Below are 18,583 nucleotides of genomic sequence, written 5' to 3' on the forward strand. Positions count from 1 at the left end.
CGCCATGAATTCCTGCTGTAAGGGACGCACCGCTCTCTCGGTTGACCTCTCCCGCTTGCGGGAGAGGTCGCGCCGGAGGCGCGGGTGAGGGCTCTCTCCTCTTGGGGGTTCTCGGTTGTAGAGACATCCTCTCCCCAACCCTCCCCGCAAGCGGGGGAGGGAGCGCACCGTCATTGCGGATGTCGTTCATCAGCTCTCCGCCAGAATCGCCTTCCCCACGTCCTCATAATGCGTGTCGCGCGCCTGGATCTGCTGCGCGATGGCATGCATGTCGCGAAACCGCCGCTCGAACGGATGGCTGCGGAACACCGCGGTCGCGCCGGCCATGTGATAGGCGGCGTCGACCACCTTCGCCGATTGATGGATGGTCCAGGTGGCCGCCAGGCGAACCGCGCCGCGATGCGCCGCGCTGAATTCGCCGGTGATGGAGAGATCGCCCCACATCGCATGCGCGGTTGCATAGAGATAGGCGCGCGCGGCGCGAAGGTCACCCTCGGTGCGGCCGATCAGCCCCTGGACCGCCCCGTTGTCACGCATCGCGCTGGCGGCGAGCGACTGGTGCTTTTCACGCGCCAGGGCGATGGCGGCATCTAGCGTGGCGCGGGCGACGCCGAGCGAGACCGCGGCAAAGCCGAGGCTGAAGGTCGAGCCGGTGCCGATCCTGTAGAGCGGCCCGGTTTCGCGCAGCGCCGACGGCACGTCGCGAAATGCCGTGAAGCGCTCGGGGACGAAGAGATCGTACACCTCGTACGAATCCGTGCCGGTGCCGGCGAGCCCGATCGCCTGCCAGACGTCGTGCAACGTTGCGCTCGCGACCGGAAACAGGATGGTACGCAGCTCCGGCGATCTGTCGGCATTCTTCCGCGGCGTGCCGTTTCCATCGACGATACGCACATGCGCGCCCAGCCAGCTCGCCTGCCGCGAGCCTGAGGCAAAATCCCAGCGCGCCGTGACGCGATAGCCGCCCTCCACGGCGCGCGCCTCATGCGCAACCGCGCCCCAGGCAAGAATGCCGGGCGGCGTGTTGAAGATCTCCTGCGCGGTATCGTGGTCGAGCGACGCCGCGATCATCGCACAGACGCTGCACTGGCCGAGGCACCAGGCGGTGGAGGCATCCGCCTTCGCGATCTCCTCCAGCATCTGCATGAAGACTTCAATGGGGGCTTCGGCGCCGCCGAGGCTCTGCGGGAGGAGGGCGCGATAGAGCCCATTCCTGATCAGCGCATCGACGACAGCAGGCGTCAGCCGCCGCGTCCGCTCAATCTCGTCCGCTTCGCCCGCGATCAGCGGCGCGATCGCCCGGGCCAGTTCGACCAGACCAACCTTGGGAGTTGCGTTCATGCGCGCGTCCTCGCCCATTCTGCCGTGAGCGGTTAAGAAGCGTGATGGTCGTCTATATGGCCGGGAAGATCAAGCGCACGCCACTCGGCCCGCCGACCTCAATCCAAATCTCGCAATCTCGGTACTAAGGCGCGGACCGGCCTGGTTCATCGAACACTCGCTCCATGATGATCGTGCGTTCGTCACCGTGATAGCTGTCGCGCACGGCGTTGAAACCGAGTCGCGCGTAGAAGGCTTCGGCGGTGACCGAAGAAGGAACGGTCAGCGCGGGAAAGCTTCGCCCGCGCGCCGTGCGCTCGATCTCGGCCATCAGCAGTTTGCCGATGCCCCGGGCCTGAACATCGGGAGCTACGAACACCGTACGGACCACGCTTCCGTCGAGGCTTGCCGTTCCAACGACGCGGCTGCCCATGGTGGCGACGAAAACGGTGCGTTTCCCGATCAGCTCCCGCACGGCGTCCGGACTGAAGCTGCGTTCGACCCGTTCGATGATCTCGTCCGTATAGTCTTTCGCGTTCGTCTCGCGCAGTGCACGCAAAATGACCGCACTTATTTCGTCGGCGTCATTCTCAAGCGCGGATCGGATCGTGTAATCCATGGTCGTTCCACTCGCTTGGAGCCGCGTAGTCCAACGCAGTGGACAGTAGCAGGGCACGTTCGGCGAGATCAAATCCAGAAGGCTCGATCATCTGCGGTCCCTCGCTCATTCTGTCGTGAGCAGTGAGAGACGCGATGGTGGTCTATCCCCCGATCGAGAGCAACACGAAATGCCGCTCGGCGCAGTCTCAGACCCGCACACGCCACAATGTGAACGCGAGCAGGAGATAGGCGGCACAGGTCCACAGCGATTGCCAGTTGGCTGGGCCTTCGTTGATTGCCACGTAAACGGCGGCCATGGAGAAAACACCGGCAAATATCGATTCCGCCAGCGGGTGGATGGTCTTGCCGGTGGGATTGAGCAGCGCCGTTGCTGCAAAGGGAACGGCCGCCATGGTGAGGGGCGCAAAAGGAAAATCGATGAATCGCGGATCGAACACGAGGCCGATCGCGGTCGCCGTGCCGATCACGACGATTGCGATCCAGACCAGCCCGTGCACGGTCGTCAGCGGAGAGTCTGTCCGGTAGCCCTCAGGCCCCAGCAATTCCAGGAAACCGGGCGAGGGACGCCCCGACATCAGGGCGATCGCGCCGAACACCGGCGAAGCCGTTGCCGCCGCCAGGAGTGAGCCCCACAACAGCCAAAGGCCCACGCCGTAACTTTCCTCGACCAGCCTTTGGGCCGTCACGCCAAGCAGGAGCCCGGCCGTGGTTGCGGATAGTCCGACGGCCAGCCACGCGGCCAGTCCGGCAGCGTCGGGCCTGCGCCGCCAGGTGAGCCACGCCGCGCCGAACACCAGCATTGCCAGCGCCAGCCCGCAGCCCATCTGCAATCTCCACCACGGGAAATTGCTGATCGGGATGCCGGCCGGATATTTCAGGGTGCGCTGAACCGAGTCGAACAGGCCCCAGGATCCACCGACGGTGCCCTCGATTTCACGCTTCCACGATTCATCATAGGCTTCGAACACATTGACGCGAAATTGCTCGCGCCGTGCAAGGTCGAGGATCTCCGAGACAACCCGGGCCTGGTTGACGTGGGACGGAAGCGCCGCCTCGCGCATCCGCCCCGCGCTGGGCCAGCCGATCTCCCCGATCAGGATTTCCTTGCCCGGGAAGGCCGCCGCCACCCGGCGGCGAATCTCGCCGACGTGGGCGGCGGCAAGCTCCGCGCGGACCGGCTCGTTCTCCCAGTAGGGCAGGATGTGGATCGTGACGAAATCGACGGCGTCACGAAGTTCGCTGTTGCTCAGCCAGAACTCCCAGACATCGGCATAGGTGACCGGAACAGAGGTCTGTGACTTGACCGCGCGAAGCGTGGCGATGAGGTCTGTGACCGTGATGTCCTTCCGCAGCAGGGTCTCGTTGCCGACCACGAGCGCGATGATGGTGTTTGGATATTCCCGGGCGAGGCGGATCGCGGTCGCTATCTGCAGCCGGTTCTTCGCCTGGTCCTTGTCGAGAAAGATACCCTGGATGACCTTCAGCCCCGCCTCGGCCGCAAGGCCGGGGATCTGGTCGAGGCCGAGATCGGTGGCATAGGTCCGGATGCAATCGGACACTTTCGCGAGCTGCGCGAGGTCTTCCGCGATCTGTTCTCGCGTCACCTGCGTCGTCGACAACAGCGACGTCTGATGGCTGCGGAACGGGGCGTACGAAATGCATTGCAGCTTGTCGTTGGGATCGATCGGCGCGCGCACCAGATGGACAGGCGTGCCCAGCCAGATCCATACCGAGGCGATGACGCTCAGGGATATCAGGAGAAGCACAAGCGGCGTGCGCATTGGGACTTGCCTGGTCCCGGGTTGCATCGCCGGCCCGGACGGATTGACGGCCCCTCTTGTCTGCCCACCATGCATTATTCCGGTCACTTTCCGCTTGCTGCAATCGGACGCAGGCGTTGCCCAGACGTCAACGCCTGCCGGCCATGTGCCGGCGATTTGATGACGAGCAGGACAACAAGCTAAGGCATGTTCCGGAGAAGCGCGAAGCGGTCTTCCGAAAAGATCGTGCGAAATCGAAAACCAGGAACGCGATGTTGCCTCGATTTCATCGCGCTTTGGAAAGATCCATCGGTCGCACCCCGGGGCGATCCCAACACCGATTTCGTCGCGACGATTGGGGCTTTGCCTCGTATTGCGATCCGCTGCGATGGTCCGGCTTGCCCCGTCACGCGGCGGCGCGGCCGAGATCGAGCGTTTGCCGGCGCCTCGTCGGAAAACTCAGCGCCACCGCGACCGCCGCAAGACCGATCGCGAAGGAGCCGGCGTGCAGCCATGTGTAGCGCTGGAAATTGTCGAACACGAGCCCGCCGGCCCAGGGCCCGAGCGCCATGCCGAGGCTGGCGAAGGCCGACACCGCGCCGAACACGGTGCCCATGATGCGCGCGCCGAAGAATTCGCGGACCAGCACCGCGTAGAGCGGCATCACCCCGCCATAGGCGAGGCCGAACACCGCCGAGAGCGCGTAGAATTCGCCGAGCTGCGCCACCGCGAGATAGGTCGCGATGCACATCGCCTGCACGAGGAGCCCGCCGACCAGCACCGGCTTTGCACTGAACCGATCGGCCAGCGCGCCCAACAGCAGGCGGCCGCCGAGGCCGGAGATGCCGGCGACGCTGTAGACCGTCACCGCGGTGAGCGGGGCGATGCCGCAGACCATCGCATAGGACACCATGTGGAAGATCGGGCCGGAATGCGCGGCGCAGCAGGCGAAGTGGGCCGCGGCGAGCGCGATGAATTGCGGTGTGCGCAGCGCCTGCGCCGCGGTCAGCTCGACCTCCGGCGCGGCGTCCGCAGTCGCAGAGCCGGAAGCTTGCGGCGCCGGACGCACCAGGAAGCAGGCGGGGATCAGCAGCGCCCAGGCGGCGATGCCGATCACCAGCATCGCGGTGCGCCAGTCATAGGCCGTGATCAGCCAGCTCGCGGTCGGCGCGATCGTCACCGGCGAGACGCCCATGCCGGCGGAGACCAGCGCCACCGCAAGGCTGCGGTTCTTCTCGATCCACGCGCTCGCGAGCGCCATCATCGGCGCATAGAAGCTGCCGGCGGCAACGCCGATCAGCACACCGAAGCAAAGCTGGAACTGCCACAAGGTTGCCGCCTGGCTCGCGGTGACGAGACCAAGCCCCAGCAGCACGCTTCCCGAGAGCACCACGATGCGGGTGCCGAACCGGTCCGACAGCGCGCCCCAGAGAAACGCGGCCACGCCCATGCAGAGGAAGTCCAGCGTCGCCGCCGCAGACACGCCGGCGCGCGACCAGCCCATCGCGTCCGAGATCGGCTGCAGGAACACCGCCAGCGACAGCATCGTGCCGAACCCGACACAGGTCATCAGCGCACCCGCGGCGACAACGACCCAGCCATAATCGAAGCGTGACGGCTTGCTCATGCGTTTCCTCGCGCTTTTGGTTTTGTTGGTGATGCGCGTTGCGGATGGTGGCCTATCTGCCGGGAGAGGGCAAGGCTGGGTGATACACGCGTAGGATCCTGCGGGCTATTCAATCACTTCGTCGGCGCGGGCGACGACGGTTGCAGGCAAATCGAGACCCAGGGCCTTGGCGATGCGGAGATTGATCCTGAGGTCGAACTTGGTCGGTCGTTCGAAAGGCAGGTCGCCTGGCTTTGCGCCCCGCAGAACGCGATCCACCTGTGCAATCAAGCGCCGCGCTGCGTCTGCAAAGTCGGGGCCAAATGACATCAAGGCGCCATTGGCGACCCAGTCTGGTGAAGCAAAGATCGCAGGTTTCTTGCTCAGATTCACCAGCCTGACGACTTCGGCCGCGTGGGCGCTGAGCACGACGTCCGGAACGAAAACAAGTCCGTCAAATCGGGCGAGCTTGTCCGGGCTCATGATCTCGCCGATATTGGCGGGATCATCGATGTTGATTGCTTCAACCTCGAAGCCGAGCTTGCGGCCGCTCTCCAGCACAGGCGTGAGACTCTGCGCACCGCTCGTCACCTTTGTCGTGACAGTCCCGAGGCGGGCGGCCTGGGGCAGGATCTCCCGCATGAGCTCGACCCGCTTCACGGTGGTCTCTTCCGAAAAAACCGCGATGCCGGTCACGTTGCGGCCGGGACGGGCGAGGCTGTCGGCCAGTCCGGACGCGACCGGGTCAACGGCAGCAAGGGTCACGATCGGAATTGTTCGCGTTGCCTTGTAGGCCGCGAGAGCGGCAGGTGTGCTGATTGCGATGATCACGTCCACCCGGCCATCCCGGACGATCTCCTGCGCGAGTGCTGGCAGCGCGTCCGCATCTCCCGCCGCGTGACGAAACTCGAGTCTTATCCGCCCTTCGACGTAACCAAGCTCGGCAAGCAGCCTTCTGGTTGCAGCGATCTGAGTGGGAATTTCGACGGGTCCCAGGTGGACGACGCGCGGTGTTGCGGGGGACGGCTGGGCGCGTGCGATGAATGGCCAGCCGATTGCTCCGGTTACCAGCCCGATGAATGCGCGCCGTCTCATCTGACCTCGCTCGAAACTGCCGTGCGATGGCCGGATCATAGCACGTTTCAAATGCTCGCGAGCCAAAATGGTCGCACGCAACGATCGCGGGCCAGACACGGAGCAAGTCATGCGGATCGCGCGTTGGGATCAGAGATCGGCAGTAGGCACTCGGTCGGCAGCTCGCAGGATGCCGGCGTCGCTTCACCGCGACTTGCTAGGGGAGATGCCTGATGGGGCTTAGGACGTGCCTTGTGCCGCAGTTTCGTTGCCGCCGCCGCGTTCCCCTACCATTTGCCCCGTCCACCCGTAAGCCGAGATCAGGCCGATGTAAGCCTGGAAATCCGCGCCGGTCATATTCAGGGTGCGGCTGCACTGTTGGAGGGCTTCTTCATGTTGATGGAGATGCAAATGTGCGACGCAGAGAAGCCGTGCTGTGATGGTATCCCGCAAGACGGCCAGATTCGCGAGGTTGCCGTCGAACCGATCCGACCATATGTCGCGGGCGGTCTGGAGGTCGGTGAGAGATACGTTGATCCGCACCCGGTCTCCGTCGCGTCTCACTGCACCCCGCACGGCCCAGCGGATGCGGAGATCCGTCCCGAGCTGCTGCAAATCGATCGTCTTCTTGTAGGTCAAGGCGGTGTCGCGTCCAACAACGAGCGTTGTGGGCGTTCGCGCGAGATCGGTCGTCAAATCTGTCGAGATCGAATCGGCAAAGGCGTCCTGCGCTGGATCGTCGTTGAGGCTGGCGAAGGGCAACACGACGAGAGAGAGACGAGGCGCGATCTCGGGCCTGACCGCCTGATGTCCTTGGATATTTTGAGCTTCCCGTTTTGCGTCGGTACGGACCATCTTCCAGACATTCCAGTATCCGACAAGGCCGCCGGCAATTGCGCCGATGGCGGCGACCGACGCCAGCACGCTGCCGACGAGCGTCAAACGGCCTCTGATGTCCTCCAGCCGGCCGGCGGATCGCCGTTCGTCAACAGCGATTGCAGAGGCAACTGGGACCGTAACCGCTGCCGCCGTTTCTGGTCCCCGATCCTCATCGTGCAAAGCGCCCACGAAACGAAAGCCCTTTCGTGGAAATGTCTTGATGAGACGTTGTTGCTGACCGGAATCACCGATCGCGCGTCGGACGGCGTTCAGCCGGGTGGTCAGCGCCGCATCGGATACGATCCGGCCATTCCAAATCGCGTTGACGAGATCGTCCTTGCTGACGACGCGCTCCCTGCTGCGGATCAAATATTCGAGCAGATCCAGAACTTGGGGTGCAGTGGGCACGACATCCGGGCCGCGCCGCAACTCGCGCCGCTCGGTGTCCAACGCACAGTCCTCGAAGAAATAGCGCATGGCACCATTCCCCACGCCTGCCCTCTATCCTCCGAGGGCGCGGGACCAGTTACCCCGTGGACGATAAACCTTCGGTAGCAAAAATGTAAGCCGCGAATATTAGTCCACCCGGTCAGGGGGTGGCAGCGCCGCACCTGTTCAGAAGGCCCGCTTCGCAGAGACCCTTCCGAACTTCCCGAACTGCTCCGACGAAACGGAAGCCCTTGAACGGAAGCCCTTGCGCGGGATCGTCTTGATCAGGCGCTGCGCTTCCCCGCAATCTCCGACTGCCGTGCGAACGCCGTTCATGCGGGTCGTAAGCGCGGCATCCGATACGATGCGCCCCTTCCAGATGGCGTTCATGAGGTCGTCCTTACTGACGACACGCTCCCTGTTGCTGATCAAATAGCCGAGAATGTCGAAGACCTGCGGCGCAACGGAAACAGCATCAGCCCGCGATGCAACTCGCGCCGATCCGTGTCGAGCACGTAATCATCGAAGAGATAGCGCAAATTGCCGCACTCCTGTACCAACGCTCCCTCGAATGAAGCCGTCTCTGCACCTGCCGGGCCGTAAAGTAAGGCGCCGGTCAGGAAAATGTAAGCCGCACGTCAAGCGTGCCCGGCGAAGTCCTGACATCCTGCCATCGCTGAAGGTATCGCCAAGGGATATCGACAAGGGATATCGCCGATGAGCACCATCCACGGCGTTGCGCCGGCGCGACGGACTGCCACACCCGCGCAGCGAGCTACCGGTCTTTTCCTGTGGGTCTGGAGTGCATGGCAGAAGCGCCGCAGTCGGCGGAGAGCCCAAGCCGCTCTCTCTGCCCTCAGCGATCGGGAGCTGATGGATCTCGGCACGACGCGTGCCGAGATTGACTACATTGCCTTGCAGCAAGGCAGTGCAAGGCCCCATCGTTCGACACGCGGGCACGTCGGCAATGCGCTTGCGATCTTGTTGCTCGTCAACTCTCTTGGCTTGATTTCCGCGGATCGCGCCAATGCTCAATGCACTGGCAAAGATGTCCTGCGGAGGCATCTGGCAGTCAAGCCAGTTCCACCGGCCGCCGGATCGGCGATACCAGTGGGCCACGCCGCAGAAGTTTCAGTGTGGAAGACGATCCAACTCGGCACGTTCAAGGATACTTTCGCGCTTGGCAACGCGATGAGTGCAATGGGGTGCGGCGTCGGAAACGCCGCCGCTGAAATACTGGCTCGACCGGCCTTTACCTTGAGTCCCAAGAGGGCGGAGCTTGAGCTTGTCGCTTTGTCGGTCGCCGAGCTCGGCCTTCAAGGCGCGACAGCGTCGTTGCGGGAAATCTATGCGCGTGCACAAGAGCTCGGCTTTGCTCTCGCGCCCCCCGAAACCGCGCCCCAGCTGAGACTTCAGTATTTGGACCAGCCCATCGGTGAGTTTCTTATCATCGCGATGCAACCTGTCCGGACGTGGTCGGGGGAATCCGTCGTCCTGACGGTGGCCAATGGCGGTGCAGGCCTCGTCCTGATCGGCCAGGACGGCCGTGAGGATACGCAGATATCTGCGATATCTCGCTTCGTGTTCGTGCGACCCGATACATCCATAGCTCCAGAGGCCGCAGCGATGCTCAGGTAGCATGCTGCGATCTCATGGTCTGGGCTCGGTCAGGGAGACAGGTGATGATCACACGTCGCGACCTAATGATCGCGTCGGCGGCCTGTGGGGCGATTTCCGCCTCGTGCCGCGTGTCGCGCGCGCTGGCAAAGCCACTTTCAAAAACCGTGCACATACTGACGGGCTTCACGCCGGGATTCCAGGACGCCTTGGCGCGGCTCGTGGCCGGGCAGATGAGCAGCTATGCGGAAACCATCGTGGTCGAGAGCCGGCCGGGCGCAGGCGGTCGCATCGCGGTGGAGGCGGCGAAGAGTGCCGACGCCGACGGCTCGGCTATGCTGTTCGCGCCGCTCGGCTTCATGATGTTCTTTCCGCACGTCTACAAGACGCTGAGATACCAGCCGCGCGATTTCACGCCGGTGTCGACCGTCGCCTCGACCCCGACATTGCTGACGGTCGGTCCGATGGTGCCGGCCGAAATCAAGACGCTGGCGGATTTTGTGGCCTGGTGTCGCGCCAATCCGAAGCTCGCGACCTTTGGCACGCCGGGTGCAGGCACCACGCTGCATTTTCTCGGGACGATGCTGGGTCGCGGCGCGGGCTTCGATTTTCTTCACGTGCCCTATCAAGGCGGCGGCGCTATTCAGGATCTGGCCAAGGGCGTGATTGCGGCGGCTGTCATGCCGATCGGCAGCTCGCTCGGACTTGTCCAATCTGGAGATCTTCGCGCACTGGCGACCACCGGGCCGCGTCGCTGCCCGTTCGTTCCGGCGGTGCCGACGGTGCGGGAAGCCGGATATCCGTCGCTCGAGGACCTCACATGGTTTGCGTTCTTCGTTCCGGCGAGGACGCCGACGCAGATCGTCGAGAAGCTCAATGCCGCGATCCAGGCGGCCTTGCGGACCGACGAGGTCAGGGCCGGCATGGCAAAGCTGGCCGTCGAGCCCGACGTGATCGCCATGGAAGACTTCGCCCGGCTGATCGCATCCGAATCCGACCGGTGGAAGACGATTGTGCAGGCAACCGGGTTCGTCCCGACCGATTGAGCGCGGCATTGACAGGAGGCAACACATGAACCAGCCAGCATCCGTGCATGATCTCGTGCAGTCGCATCGCATCACCGCGGTGATCTATACGGCGGCGAAGCTCAATCTCGCCGAAGCCCTCCGCGATGAGGCGAAGTCGGTGGCCGAACTCGCCCGGCTCGTGTCCGCCGACGAAAATGCGTTGCGCAGGCTGCTCGTCGGCCTGACGACGATTGGCCTGTGCAGGCAGGCAGACCGGGACCGGTTTGCCATGACCGATCTCGGCCGGCAGCTCGACGAGACCGCCGAGCCCTCTTTCAAGGACTGGGTTCTCTTTGAGGCCGAGATACTCGCGCAATCCTGGAACGGACTGGTCGAGTCCGTTCGCTCGGGCAAGACCGCGGGCGAGTTGCGCGGCGGTGGCGACGATCGCTATGCCGCGATGAGCAATCAGCCGGAATTCATCCGCCGGTTCAATGCCGCGATGGTCAGCCTCACGCGGAGCATCGTTCCAAAGATCGTCGTGGCCCACGACCTCGCCACGGCGCGCGTTGTCATGGATCTCGGCGGCGGCACCGGCGAATTGATCGGTAGCGTGGTCAAGCACAATCCGCATCTTCAGGGCATCGCCTTCGACCTCGCGCGCTGCGAGGCAGGAGCGCATGCGCATTTCGATCGGCTTGGCATCGCAGACCGCTGTCGGTTCGTCGCCGGCAGCTTCTTCGAGAAGGTCCCGAGCGGCGCCGACACGATCCTGATGAAAAGCATCCTGCACAATTGGAAAGACGATCGTTGCGAGGTCATTCTGCGTAACTGCCGGGACGCGCTGCCGGCCAGCGGAACGTTAATCGTGATCGAGCGGATCATGCCGGAGCTTGCGACCACCGGGACCCAGGACCGCTCCTGCGTTATGAGCGACCTCAATATGCTGACGGGGCCGGGCGGCCGCGAGCGGACGGAAGCCGAGTATCGCAGACTTGGCGTCCTGGCCGGCTTCGCCTTCGTCGGGACCAGCGGTATCGGCTCGTTCAGCCTGGTCGAATTCCGAAAGGTTGGACATTGACTGCCGGGCGGCGGTCCTTGCGCCTGCCGGTCACGTCAGCTGCAAGGATGCCATCCTGCCAGTGTTTTGCCCGACGTGTCAAGTCTAATTCGGAAAAACAAAAAACATAATGCCGGCAAGGCTCTGGCTACTGTGCATGGGGTTGTTTTCGCACTTTTTGTTCTAGGCGCGGCTCGCGAGGCCGGCGACGTTGCCTCAGCTGTCCACCTTCAGCGCGGCGATGAAGGCCTCCTGCGGGATGTCGACCTTGCCGAACTGCCGCATCTTCTTCTTGCCTTCCTTCTGCTTCTCCAGAAGCTTTCGCTTACGCGTGATGTCGCCGCCGTAGCACTTTGCGGTGACGTCCTTGCGCAGCGCGCGCACCGTTTCGCGGGCGATCACCTTGCCGCCGATCGCCGCCTGGATCGGGATCTGGAACATGTGCGGCGGGATCAGCTCTTTCATCTTCTCGACCATGGCGCGGCCGCGCCCTTCCGCGCGGGTGCGATGGACCAGCATCGAAAGCGCATCGACCGGCTCGGCATTGACCAGGATCTGCATCTTGACGAGGTCGGCCGCCTTGTAGTCGGTGAGGTGATAGTCGAACGAGGCGTAGCCCTTGGAGACCGACTTCAGGCGGTCGTAGAAGTCGAACACCACCTCGTTGAGTGGCAGATCGTATTTCACCATCGCGCGGGAGCCGACGTAGGTGAGCTCCTTCTGCGAGCCGCGGCGGTCCTGGCATAGTTTCAGAACGCTGCCGAGATATTCGTCCGGCGTGAGGATCGTCGCCTCGATCCAGGGCTCGTCGATCTCGGCGATCTTGACCACGTCGGGCATGTCGACGGGATTGTGGATCTCGAGCTCGGTGCCGTCGGTGAGCTTCATCTTGTAGATGACGCTCGGCGCGGTCGCGATCAGGTTCAGATCGAACTCGCGCGACAGCCGCTCCTGGATGATCTCGAGGTGAAGCAGGCCGAGGAAGCCGCAGCGGAAGCCGAAGCCGAGCGCGGCGGAGGTTTCCATCTCGAAGGAGAAGCTGGCGTCGTTCAGCCGCAGCTTGCCCATCGCGGCGCGCAGCGTCTCGAAATCGTCGGCATCGACCGGAAACAGGCCGCAGAACACCACGGGGATCGCCGGCTTGAAGCCCGGCAGCATGTCGGCGACCGGCTTCCTGTCGTCGGTGATGGTGTCGCCGACGCGGGTGTCGGCGACTTCCTTGATCGCGGCGGTGATGAAGCCGATCTCGCCGGGGCCGAGCTCGTCGACCTGCTGCATCTTCGGCGTGAAGAAGCCGACGCGCTCGACGTCATAGGCCGCGCCCGTGCCCATCATGCGCACGCGGCTGCCCTTCTTCATGACGCCGTCGACGACGCGAATGAGGACGACGACGCCGAGATAGACGTCGTACCAGCTGTCGACCAGCAACGCTTTCAGCGTCGCCTCGCGATCGCCCTTCGGCGGCGGCAGGCGGGTGACGATGGCTTCCAGCACGTCGGGCACGCCAAGGCCGGTCTTGGCCGAGATCATCACGGCGTCCGAGGCGTCGATGCCGATGACGTCCTCGATCTGCTGTTTGATCTTCTCGGGCTCGGCCGCGGGAAGGTCGACCTTGTTCAGGACCGGGACGATCTCGTGATTGTTGTCGAGCGCCTGATAGACGTTGGCGAGCGTCTGCGCTTCCACGCCCTGGCTGGCGTCGACCACCAGCAGGGAACCTTCGCACGCCGCCAGCGACCGCGAGACCTCGTAGGCGAAGTCGACGTGGCCGGGCGTGTCCATCAGGTTGAAGATGTAGTCCTTGCCGTCCTTGGCGCGGTACGAAAGACGCACCGTCTGCGCCTTGATGGTGATGCCGCGCTCGCGCTCGATGTCCATGGAATCGAGCACCTGCTCCTTGCCCGCCATCTCGCGGTCGGAGAGGCCGCCGGTCATCTGGATCAGGCGGTCGGCCAGCGTCGATTTGCCATGGTCGATATGGGCGACGATGGAGAAATTGCGGATGTTGGAAATGGGCACGGTCGTCATGGGCGCGGGATACCACTCACATCCCCGTGCGGCAACCATATTGCTGTATTTTCAGGGTCTTTGTTCACGCCAAGCTGATTCCACGGCGGGCCAAAACGCGCTAGGCAACGGCCATGTCGACGACTTCGATCCCCTCTGCCAGAACGCGCGCGAAGACCCGCCTGAGCTATGACCGCTTCCGGGCCTGGCTGGTCGCCTGCGCGACCCGCCCCGAGGCGGGATTGTGGCTGGTGATCCAGTTCGCCATCCTGCACGCGGTGCTCTGGACCTTCATCCTGATCAATCTGAAGGCGGCGCAGGACGTTCACATGGACGTCGCAGAAGCCTATGGCTGGGGCCAGAAATTCCTGTGGGGCTACGGCAAGCACCCGCCGTTGTCGGGCTGGGTTGCCGGGCTCTGGTTCAAGCTGTTCCCGGCGGCGGACTGGGCGACCTATGCGCTCGCGATGACGACGGTGGGCGCCGGCATGGTGATTTGCTGGCTGGTTGCCTTGCGCGTGGTGGACGCGCGGCGTGCCTTCCTGGTCGTGGTGATGATCGCGCTCTACCCGATCTTCAATTTCAAGGGGTTCAAGTACAATCCGGATCTGCTCCAGCTCGTCACCCTGCCGCTGCTGGTGCTCGCTTATCTCAACGCGTTCGCCAAGCGGAGCTGGCAATCCGGCGTCCTGCTTGGCCTCGCCGGCGCGCTGGCGCTGATGACCAAATATTGGGTGCTGACCATGATCGGCGCCATCGGCCTTGCCGCGCTGATCCATCCCGAGCGGCTGCGTTTCCTGTCCTCGCCGGCGCCATGGGTCGCGATCGCGACGATGATGGCGGCGATGGTCCCGCACATCGTCTGGCTGGCGGATGCGCATTTCGTGCCGCTGACCTATGCCGGCGACACCTACAGCCTGCAGGACGCGCGCCTGATGCACCAGCTCGTCGCCGGCTATGTCCTGCACAATGCCGCGCTGCTGGCATTGCCGGTGGCGCTCGCCGCGCTCGCTATGGCGCTGGTGCCGCCATGGGGCGCGCTGCTGCTGCGCGCGCCGCTGCGCATCGTCACGCGGGCCTGGGCGCGCGGGCCCAACCCGGGCGTCAATTTTTCGCAGGCGCTCAATGTCTGGATCATCCAGATCATCGTTGCGTTCGGCCCACCGCTCGGCGCACTGGTTTTCAGCGTCTACATGAAGACCGATTGGGGCATCTCGCTGTTCTTCCTGGTGCCCCTGGCGCTGGTCGCAATCCCCGCCTTGCGGGTCCAGGGCGCCGTGCTGTTCAACATCGCCATGATCTGGCTCGTGATCAGCGCGGCGACGCTCGCCGCAGCGCCCTGGATCGCCGCGCGCGAGATGGCGGCCAATACCGGCAACACCGCGACCTATGGCGGGCGCTCGGAGCTGGCGCGCGAGCTGACGCAGGCCTGGCACGCGCGCTTTGCCTCGCGCTGGGCGGTCGTTGCCGGCACGATGGAATCGATCCAGCCGATGGTGTTCTACAGCCCGGATCATCCCGCCGCGTTCATGCCGCTCGAGCCCTGGAATTCCGGGCTGACCTCCCTCGAGGACGCCAAGGCACACGGCTTCATCGGCGTGTTCGATCCGACCGACGGCCGCCTGCCCGCCTTCGAGAAATGGGTGTCGGAGATCGCGCCGAATGCCGAGCGCATCGTGATGACCACGCGCCGCTTCACCCACGGCAAAGCCGGTCCGGCGATGACCTGGAACATCTACATCGCACCGCCGGCGAAATAGCCGAGCTGCCGTAGGGTGGGCAAAGCGCAGCGTGCCCACCACGTCAATTGTGATTGTCGAAAGAGAGTGTGGGCACGGCGCGTCGCGCCTTTGGCTACCCTACGGCGCCGAGCGTGTGGCTCAGACCCCTTCCTCGTTGAACTTGCTTTCAACGAGTTCGGTGATCGCCGCGAGCGCCGCTTCGGCTTCCTCGCCGGTCGCGGCCACCGTGATCGTCGTGCCGGGACCGGCAGCGAGCATCATCAGGCCCATGATCGAAGTGCCGCCGACGGTCTCGCCGCCGCGCGTCACCCACACCTGCGCGTTGAAGCGCTCGACCGCCTGGACGAATTTCGCCGAGGCGCGGGCGTGCAGGCCGCGCTTGTTGATGATCAGAAGCTCCTTGGATATCGCGCCCGCGGGCACGCCAGTCCCCGCTTGTGGCGCGTCGCCGCTCATTTGCCGGCGAGCACGCGGCTGGCGATGGTGACGTATTTGCGGCCGGCTTCCTGCGCCATCGCGATCGCGTCGGGCAGCGGGCGCTCCTCGCGCACCTTCGCGAGCTTCACGAGCATGGGCAGGTTGATGCCCGCGAGCACTTCGACCTTGGGCCGGCTCATGCAGGATATTGCGAGGTTCGACGGCGTGCCGCCGAACATGTCGGTGAGGATCGCAACGCCGTCGCCGGAATCGACGCGGTTAACCGCCTCGATGATGTCGCTTCGGCAGAGATCGGAATCATCCTCGGCGCCGATCGTGATCGCTTCGATTTGCTTTTGTGGGCCCATGACATGCTCAAGCGCTGCCTTGAATTCGTCGGCAAGGCGCCCGTGGGTCACAAGTACTAGACCAATCATCGGAAAACTCCTCGCGGGCGCTTTTGGTGCACCGCACGAACGCGCCACTTTGACCATCCAGCGCCCCCGCGCAAGGGGGGATGTTGCGTATCTCCCTGAATCTAGACGGATGGATAAGGGGAGCTGCGCCGGTCTATTCGGTCGCGATAGTGGGGTTCATATGGTTACCATTTCCCTTCAAACAATCGCCTGAGGGCTTAGCAGAAGGTTAACTCTTGGTAGTGGTCAAGGCCGCGACAACCAGCGGGAGGGGCGAATAGCCGCGGCTGATCGGAATTCGCGGTAATTCGACACCTAAAATGCTTGTTTTTAGGGCTTCGGTCGGCGGCAGCCGTTCCGCGTCCGTTGCGTCCAGATCGACCACGAGGCCTACGGTCGCATGCTCCACGAAGTCGCAGCGTCGGATTCCCAAGCCCCGGATCTCGATCAGGCCAGCCAGGCGAGGGGCGGGCCGCACCTCAATTTCATTGCCGACTGTCGCCAGATGGACACGGTCATCGCCGACCAGAACGGCTCTTTCGACCACGCCTGATCGCCCCGCCATGATCAAATCGAAGGCAAGGCGCGACTTGCCCGAGCCCGAGGGTCCGCGGATCAGCACGGCTGACGTCCCGATCTTGACGGCGGAGGCGTGCACGCTTGGGCCGCCTTCGTTCGAGCTGCCTTCATTCAAGCTGGCTTCATCCAAGCGGCCTTCGCTCATAGCGCCGGCAGTCTCACCACGAAGCGTGCGCCCGCGACCGTCGGCACGCCCTCGTCGTCCGGCGGGCCTGCGCGGTTCTCGGCCCAGATGCGTCCGCCATGGGCGTCGACGATCTGCTTGGAGATCGAAAGACCAAGGCCGGAGTTCTGGCCAAAGCCCTGATGCGGACGGTCGGTGTAGAAGCGCTCGAAGATGCGCTCCAGCGCGTCGTCGCGGATGCCGGGACCGTCGTCGTCGACCACGATCTCGATCTCGCCGCGCACGCGGCGGCAGACGAGGCGCACCTTGCTGCCACGCTCCGAGAACGATTGCGCGTTGGAGAGCAGGTTTGAGACGACCTGTCCGAGCCGTGAATCGTGGCCGGTCACGGCGAAATTGTCGGACGGGCTGCGGCCCTCGAAGCGGGTCTCGACCGCGACGTCGTGGCCGAGCTTGGTCTCGTTGGCGACAGACGCCAGCGTCGTCAGCAGACGGCGCAGGTCGACCGGAAGCGCATCCTGGCGCTGCAGCTCGGCATCGAGGCGGCTGGCGTCCGAGATGTCGGAGATGAGACGGTCGAGCCGCTTGACGTCGTGCTCGATCACCTCGAGCAGGCGCGCGCGGCTGGTCTCGTTGCGCGCCAGCGGCAGCGTCTCGACCGCCGAGCGCAGCGAGGTCAGCGGATTCTTCAGCTCATGGGCGACGTCGGCGGCGAACATCTCGATCGCCTCGATGCGGCTGTAGAGTGCGCTGGTCATGTCGCGCAGTGCACCCGAGAGATGGCCGATCTCGTCGCGCCGGCGGGTGAAATCAGGGATCTCGATGCGGGCCTTGATGCGGCGGCGGACGCGTTCGGCGCTGTCGGCGAGCCGGCGCACGGGACCTGCGATCGTGCTCGCAAGCAGCAGCGACAGCATGATCATGACCGCGGCCGCAACGCCGCCGACCTTCAGGATGGCGAGACGCTCGGCGGTGACCATCTGGTCGATGTCGTCGCCTTGTGTCGACAACATCAAGGCGCCGTGGATGGCGCGTGAGCGCAGCACGGGGACCGCGACCGAGACGATCACCTCGCCGCGCGAATTGACCCGCACCATCGAGCGCTTCTGGCCCTGCAGCGCGTCGCCCACCTCCGCATAGCCATTGCCGTTCTCGGGGCCGAGCTCGCGGTAGAGCGGCAGGTCGCCGCGGTTCAGCCAGGTGCGCACCGCGACCATGCCGCGCTCGACGATGCCGGGCTTCTCGGCCGGCGGCGGCAAATTGTAGCGCAGCACGTTCTCGAGGTTACGGCTGTCGACCAGCAGGCTGCCGTTCGGATCGTAGATTCGGGCGCGCGTCTTGGTCGGCGAGATCAGCGTGCGCAGCACCGGCGCCACGCGTTCCGGATTGATCGGGAAATCCAGCGGCGAATATTCGTCTGAGCCGCCATAGGTTTCGCCCGGCTTGAGGTCGAGCAGGCGGTCGGGGTCGATGGTGATCGCGTTGGTCTGCACGGTCGCAGACGCTGCGATCGCGCCGGCGATGATCTCGGCCTGCACCAGAAGGCTCTGCGCGCGCGCGTCGATCAGGCCGGCGCGGAATTGCGACAGGTAGAGGATGCTGGCGACCAGCGCGACGAGGCCGGCGAGGTTGAGCGAGACGATGCGGCGGGTCAGGCTCGAGAAGGACAGCGCGAAGAAGAACTGCCCGGCGCGCTTCAGCCAGTTCAGCGGCCGGAAGCCCTGCGGCTTGTCTTCGGCAATGTGCTCCTGAACGCCGTCGGATGCGACATCCCCGGCGCTCTGGTTGTGGTCAGGCTGCGTTCGGTCAAGCAATGCTTACGCCCGCGTTAGGACGGCTCGTTGAGAAGGTCCCCGCATCCTAGAGGGATCCCGGTCCCGAGGAAATCAGAACCGGTGATGCTCTCGTCTTTCGTGAAGCTGTGT

At 64.3% G+C, this 18,583-nt stretch carries 14 protein-coding genes and 2 pseudogenes; 4 read left to right on the plus strand and 12 right to left on the minus strand.

Annotation, left to right across the window (positions count from 1 at the left end):
* Positions 1-189 precede the first annotated feature (189 nt).
* The 7 genes and pseudogenes from HAP40_RS04175 to HAP40_RS04205 form a co-directional block, all read right to left on the minus strand.
* Positions 190-1,341 carry an acyl-CoA dehydrogenase family protein gene (locus HAP40_RS04175; protein ID WP_166818973.1) on the minus strand — a complete coding sequence of 384 codons (1,152 nt, stop codon included), beginning with the start codon at positions 1,339-1,341 and terminating at the stop codon, positions 190-192.
* Between the two features lie 124 nt (positions 1,342-1,465).
* Entirely contained in the window at positions 1,466-1,939 is a 474-nt protein-coding gene (locus HAP40_RS04180; protein WP_166818972.1) for a GNAT family N-acetyltransferase, read from the minus strand.
* A 187-nt stretch (positions 1,940-2,126) separates the two neighbouring features.
* Positions 2,127-3,722: a glycosyl hydrolase family 17 protein gene (locus HAP40_RS04185; RefSeq protein ID WP_246741177.1), complete on the minus strand. Its 1,596-nt coding sequence runs from the start codon at positions 3,720-3,722 to the stop codon at positions 2,127-2,129.
* Between the two features lie 385 nt (positions 3,723-4,107).
* The gene (locus HAP40_RS04190; RefSeq protein WP_166818971.1) at positions 4,108-5,328 is read right to left on the minus strand and encodes an MFS transporter; all 1,221 of its coding nucleotides are present in this window, start codon (positions 5,326-5,328) and stop codon (positions 4,108-4,110) included.
* Between the two features lie 105 nt (positions 5,329-5,433).
* Positions 5,434-6,402: an ABC transporter substrate-binding protein gene (locus tag HAP40_RS04195; RefSeq protein WP_166818970.1), complete on the minus strand. Its 969-nt coding sequence runs from the start codon at positions 6,400-6,402 to the stop codon at positions 5,434-5,436.
* Positions 6,403-7,415: 1,013 nt separating this feature from the next.
* Positions 7,416-7,737, minus strand: a pseudogene (locus HAP40_RS37290) (winged helix-turn-helix domain-containing protein); the annotation flags it as partial.
* Between the two features lie 207 nt (positions 7,738-7,944).
* Positions 7,945-8,228: pseudogene (locus HAP40_RS04205) on the minus strand (winged helix-turn-helix domain-containing protein); the annotation flags it as partial.
* 178 nt (positions 8,229-8,406) lie between these two features.
* Between HAP40_RS04205 and HAP40_RS04210 the strand changes: the two are divergent.
* Genes HAP40_RS04210 through HAP40_RS04220 form a run of 3 tightly spaced genes read left to right on the plus strand, consistent with a single transcriptional unit; the run spans position 8,407 to position 11,394 of the window.
* Positions 8,407-9,327, plus strand: a complete 921-nt coding sequence (locus tag HAP40_RS04210) for a DUF1127 domain-containing protein (protein WP_166818968.1) — start codon at positions 8,407-8,409, stop codon at positions 9,325-9,327.
* 44 nt (positions 9,328-9,371) lie between these two features.
* Positions 9,372-10,352 (plus strand): Bug family tripartite tricarboxylate transporter substrate binding protein, encoded by a 981-nt coding sequence (locus tag HAP40_RS04215; protein ID WP_166818967.1) that lies wholly within the window; start codon positions 9,372-9,374, stop codon positions 10,350-10,352.
* Between the two features lie 25 nt (positions 10,353-10,377).
* Positions 10,378-11,394 (plus strand): methyltransferase, encoded by a 1,017-nt coding sequence (locus HAP40_RS04220; protein WP_166818966.1) that lies wholly within the window; start codon positions 10,378-10,380, stop codon positions 11,392-11,394.
* 195 nt (positions 11,395-11,589) lie between these two features.
* On the opposite strand, the gene lepA is transcribed toward HAP40_RS04220, so the two are convergent.
* Complete coding sequence (lepA, locus tag HAP40_RS04225) at positions 11,590-13,401, minus strand: translation elongation factor 4 (RefSeq protein ID WP_166818965.1); 1,812 nt, start codon at positions 13,399-13,401, stop codon at positions 11,590-11,592.
* A gap of 113 nt (positions 13,402-13,514) precedes the next feature.
* Here lepA and HAP40_RS04230 point away from each other — a divergent pair, with 113 nt between their 5' ends.
* A complete protein-coding gene (locus HAP40_RS04230; protein WP_166818964.1) occupies positions 13,515-15,140 on the plus strand; it encodes a glycosyltransferase family 39 protein in 1,626 nt (541 codons plus the stop codon).
* A gap of 120 nt (positions 15,141-15,260) precedes the next feature.
* On the opposite strand, the gene HAP40_RS04235 is transcribed toward HAP40_RS04230, so the two are convergent.
* From HAP40_RS04235 to HAP40_RS04250, 4 genes are all read right to left on the minus strand, one after another.
* Complete coding sequence (locus HAP40_RS04235) at positions 15,261-15,578, minus strand: HPr family phosphocarrier protein (protein ID WP_166818963.1); 318 nt, start codon at positions 15,576-15,578, stop codon at positions 15,261-15,263.
* Positions 15,575-15,976, minus strand: coding sequence for a PTS sugar transporter subunit IIA (locus HAP40_RS04240; protein ID WP_007597752.1), 402 nt, complete (start codon positions 15,974-15,976; stop codon positions 15,575-15,577). The genes HAP40_RS04235 and HAP40_RS04240 overlap by 4 nt, the downstream gene beginning before the upstream one ends.
* Before the next feature lie 208 nt (positions 15,977-16,184).
* Entirely contained in the window at positions 16,185-16,664 is a 480-nt protein-coding gene (locus tag HAP40_RS04245) for an HPr kinase/phosphorylase (protein WP_246741176.1), read from the minus strand.
* A gap of 11 nt (positions 16,665-16,675) precedes the next feature.
* Complete coding sequence (locus HAP40_RS04250; RefSeq protein WP_166818961.1) at positions 16,676-18,472, minus strand: sensor histidine kinase; 1,797 nt, start codon at positions 18,470-18,472, stop codon at positions 16,676-16,678.
* Positions 18,473-18,583 lie beyond the last annotated feature (111 nt).

The sequence above is a fragment of the Bradyrhizobium sp. 1(2017) genome, assembly GCF_011602485.2.
Lineage (GTDB): Bacteria > Pseudomonadota > Alphaproteobacteria > Rhizobiales > Xanthobacteraceae > Bradyrhizobium.

Coding starts and splice junctions, on each gene's coding strand:
- HAP40_RS04220 (WP_166818966.1), top strand. CDS start 10,378: ATGAACCAGCCAGCATCCGTGCATGATCTCGTGCAGTCGCATCGCATC.
- HAP40_RS04195 (WP_166818970.1), bottom strand. CDS start 6,402: ATGAGACGGCGCGCATTCATCGGGCTGGTAACCGGAGCAATCGGCTGG.
- HAP40_RS04185 (WP_246741177.1), bottom strand. CDS start 3,722: ATGCGCACGCCGCTTGTGCTTCTCCTGATATCCCTGAGCGTCATCGCC.
- HAP40_RS04215 (WP_166818967.1), top strand. CDS start 9,372: ATGATCACACGTCGCGACCTAATGATCGCGTCGGCGGCCTGTGGGGCG.
- HAP40_RS04230 (WP_166818964.1), top strand. CDS start 13,515: ATGTCGACGACTTCGATCCCCTCTGCCAGAACGCGCGCGAAGACCCGC.
- HAP40_RS04210 (WP_166818968.1), top strand. CDS start 8,407: ATGAGCACCATCCACGGCGTTGCGCCGGCGCGACGGACTGCCACACCC.
- lepA (WP_166818965.1), bottom strand. CDS start 13,401: ATGACGACCGTGCCCATTTCCAACATCCGCAATTTCTCCATCGTCGCC.
- HAP40_RS04180 (WP_166818972.1), bottom strand. CDS start 1,939: ATGGATTACACGATCCGATCCGCGCTTGAGAATGACGCCGACGAAATA.
- HAP40_RS04175 (WP_166818973.1), bottom strand. CDS start 1,341: ATGAACGCAACTCCCAAGGTTGGTCTGGTCGAACTGGCCCGGGCGATC.
- HAP40_RS04235 (WP_166818963.1), bottom strand. CDS start 15,578: ATGAGCGGCGACGCGCCACAAGCGGGGACTGGCGTGCCCGCGGGCGCG.
- HAP40_RS04240 (WP_007597752.1), bottom strand. CDS start 15,976: ATGATTGGTCTAGTACTTGTGACCCACGGGCGCCTTGCCGACGAATTC.
- HAP40_RS04190 (WP_166818971.1), bottom strand. CDS start 5,328: ATGAGCAAGCCGTCACGCTTCGATTATGGCTGGGTCGTTGTCGCCGCG.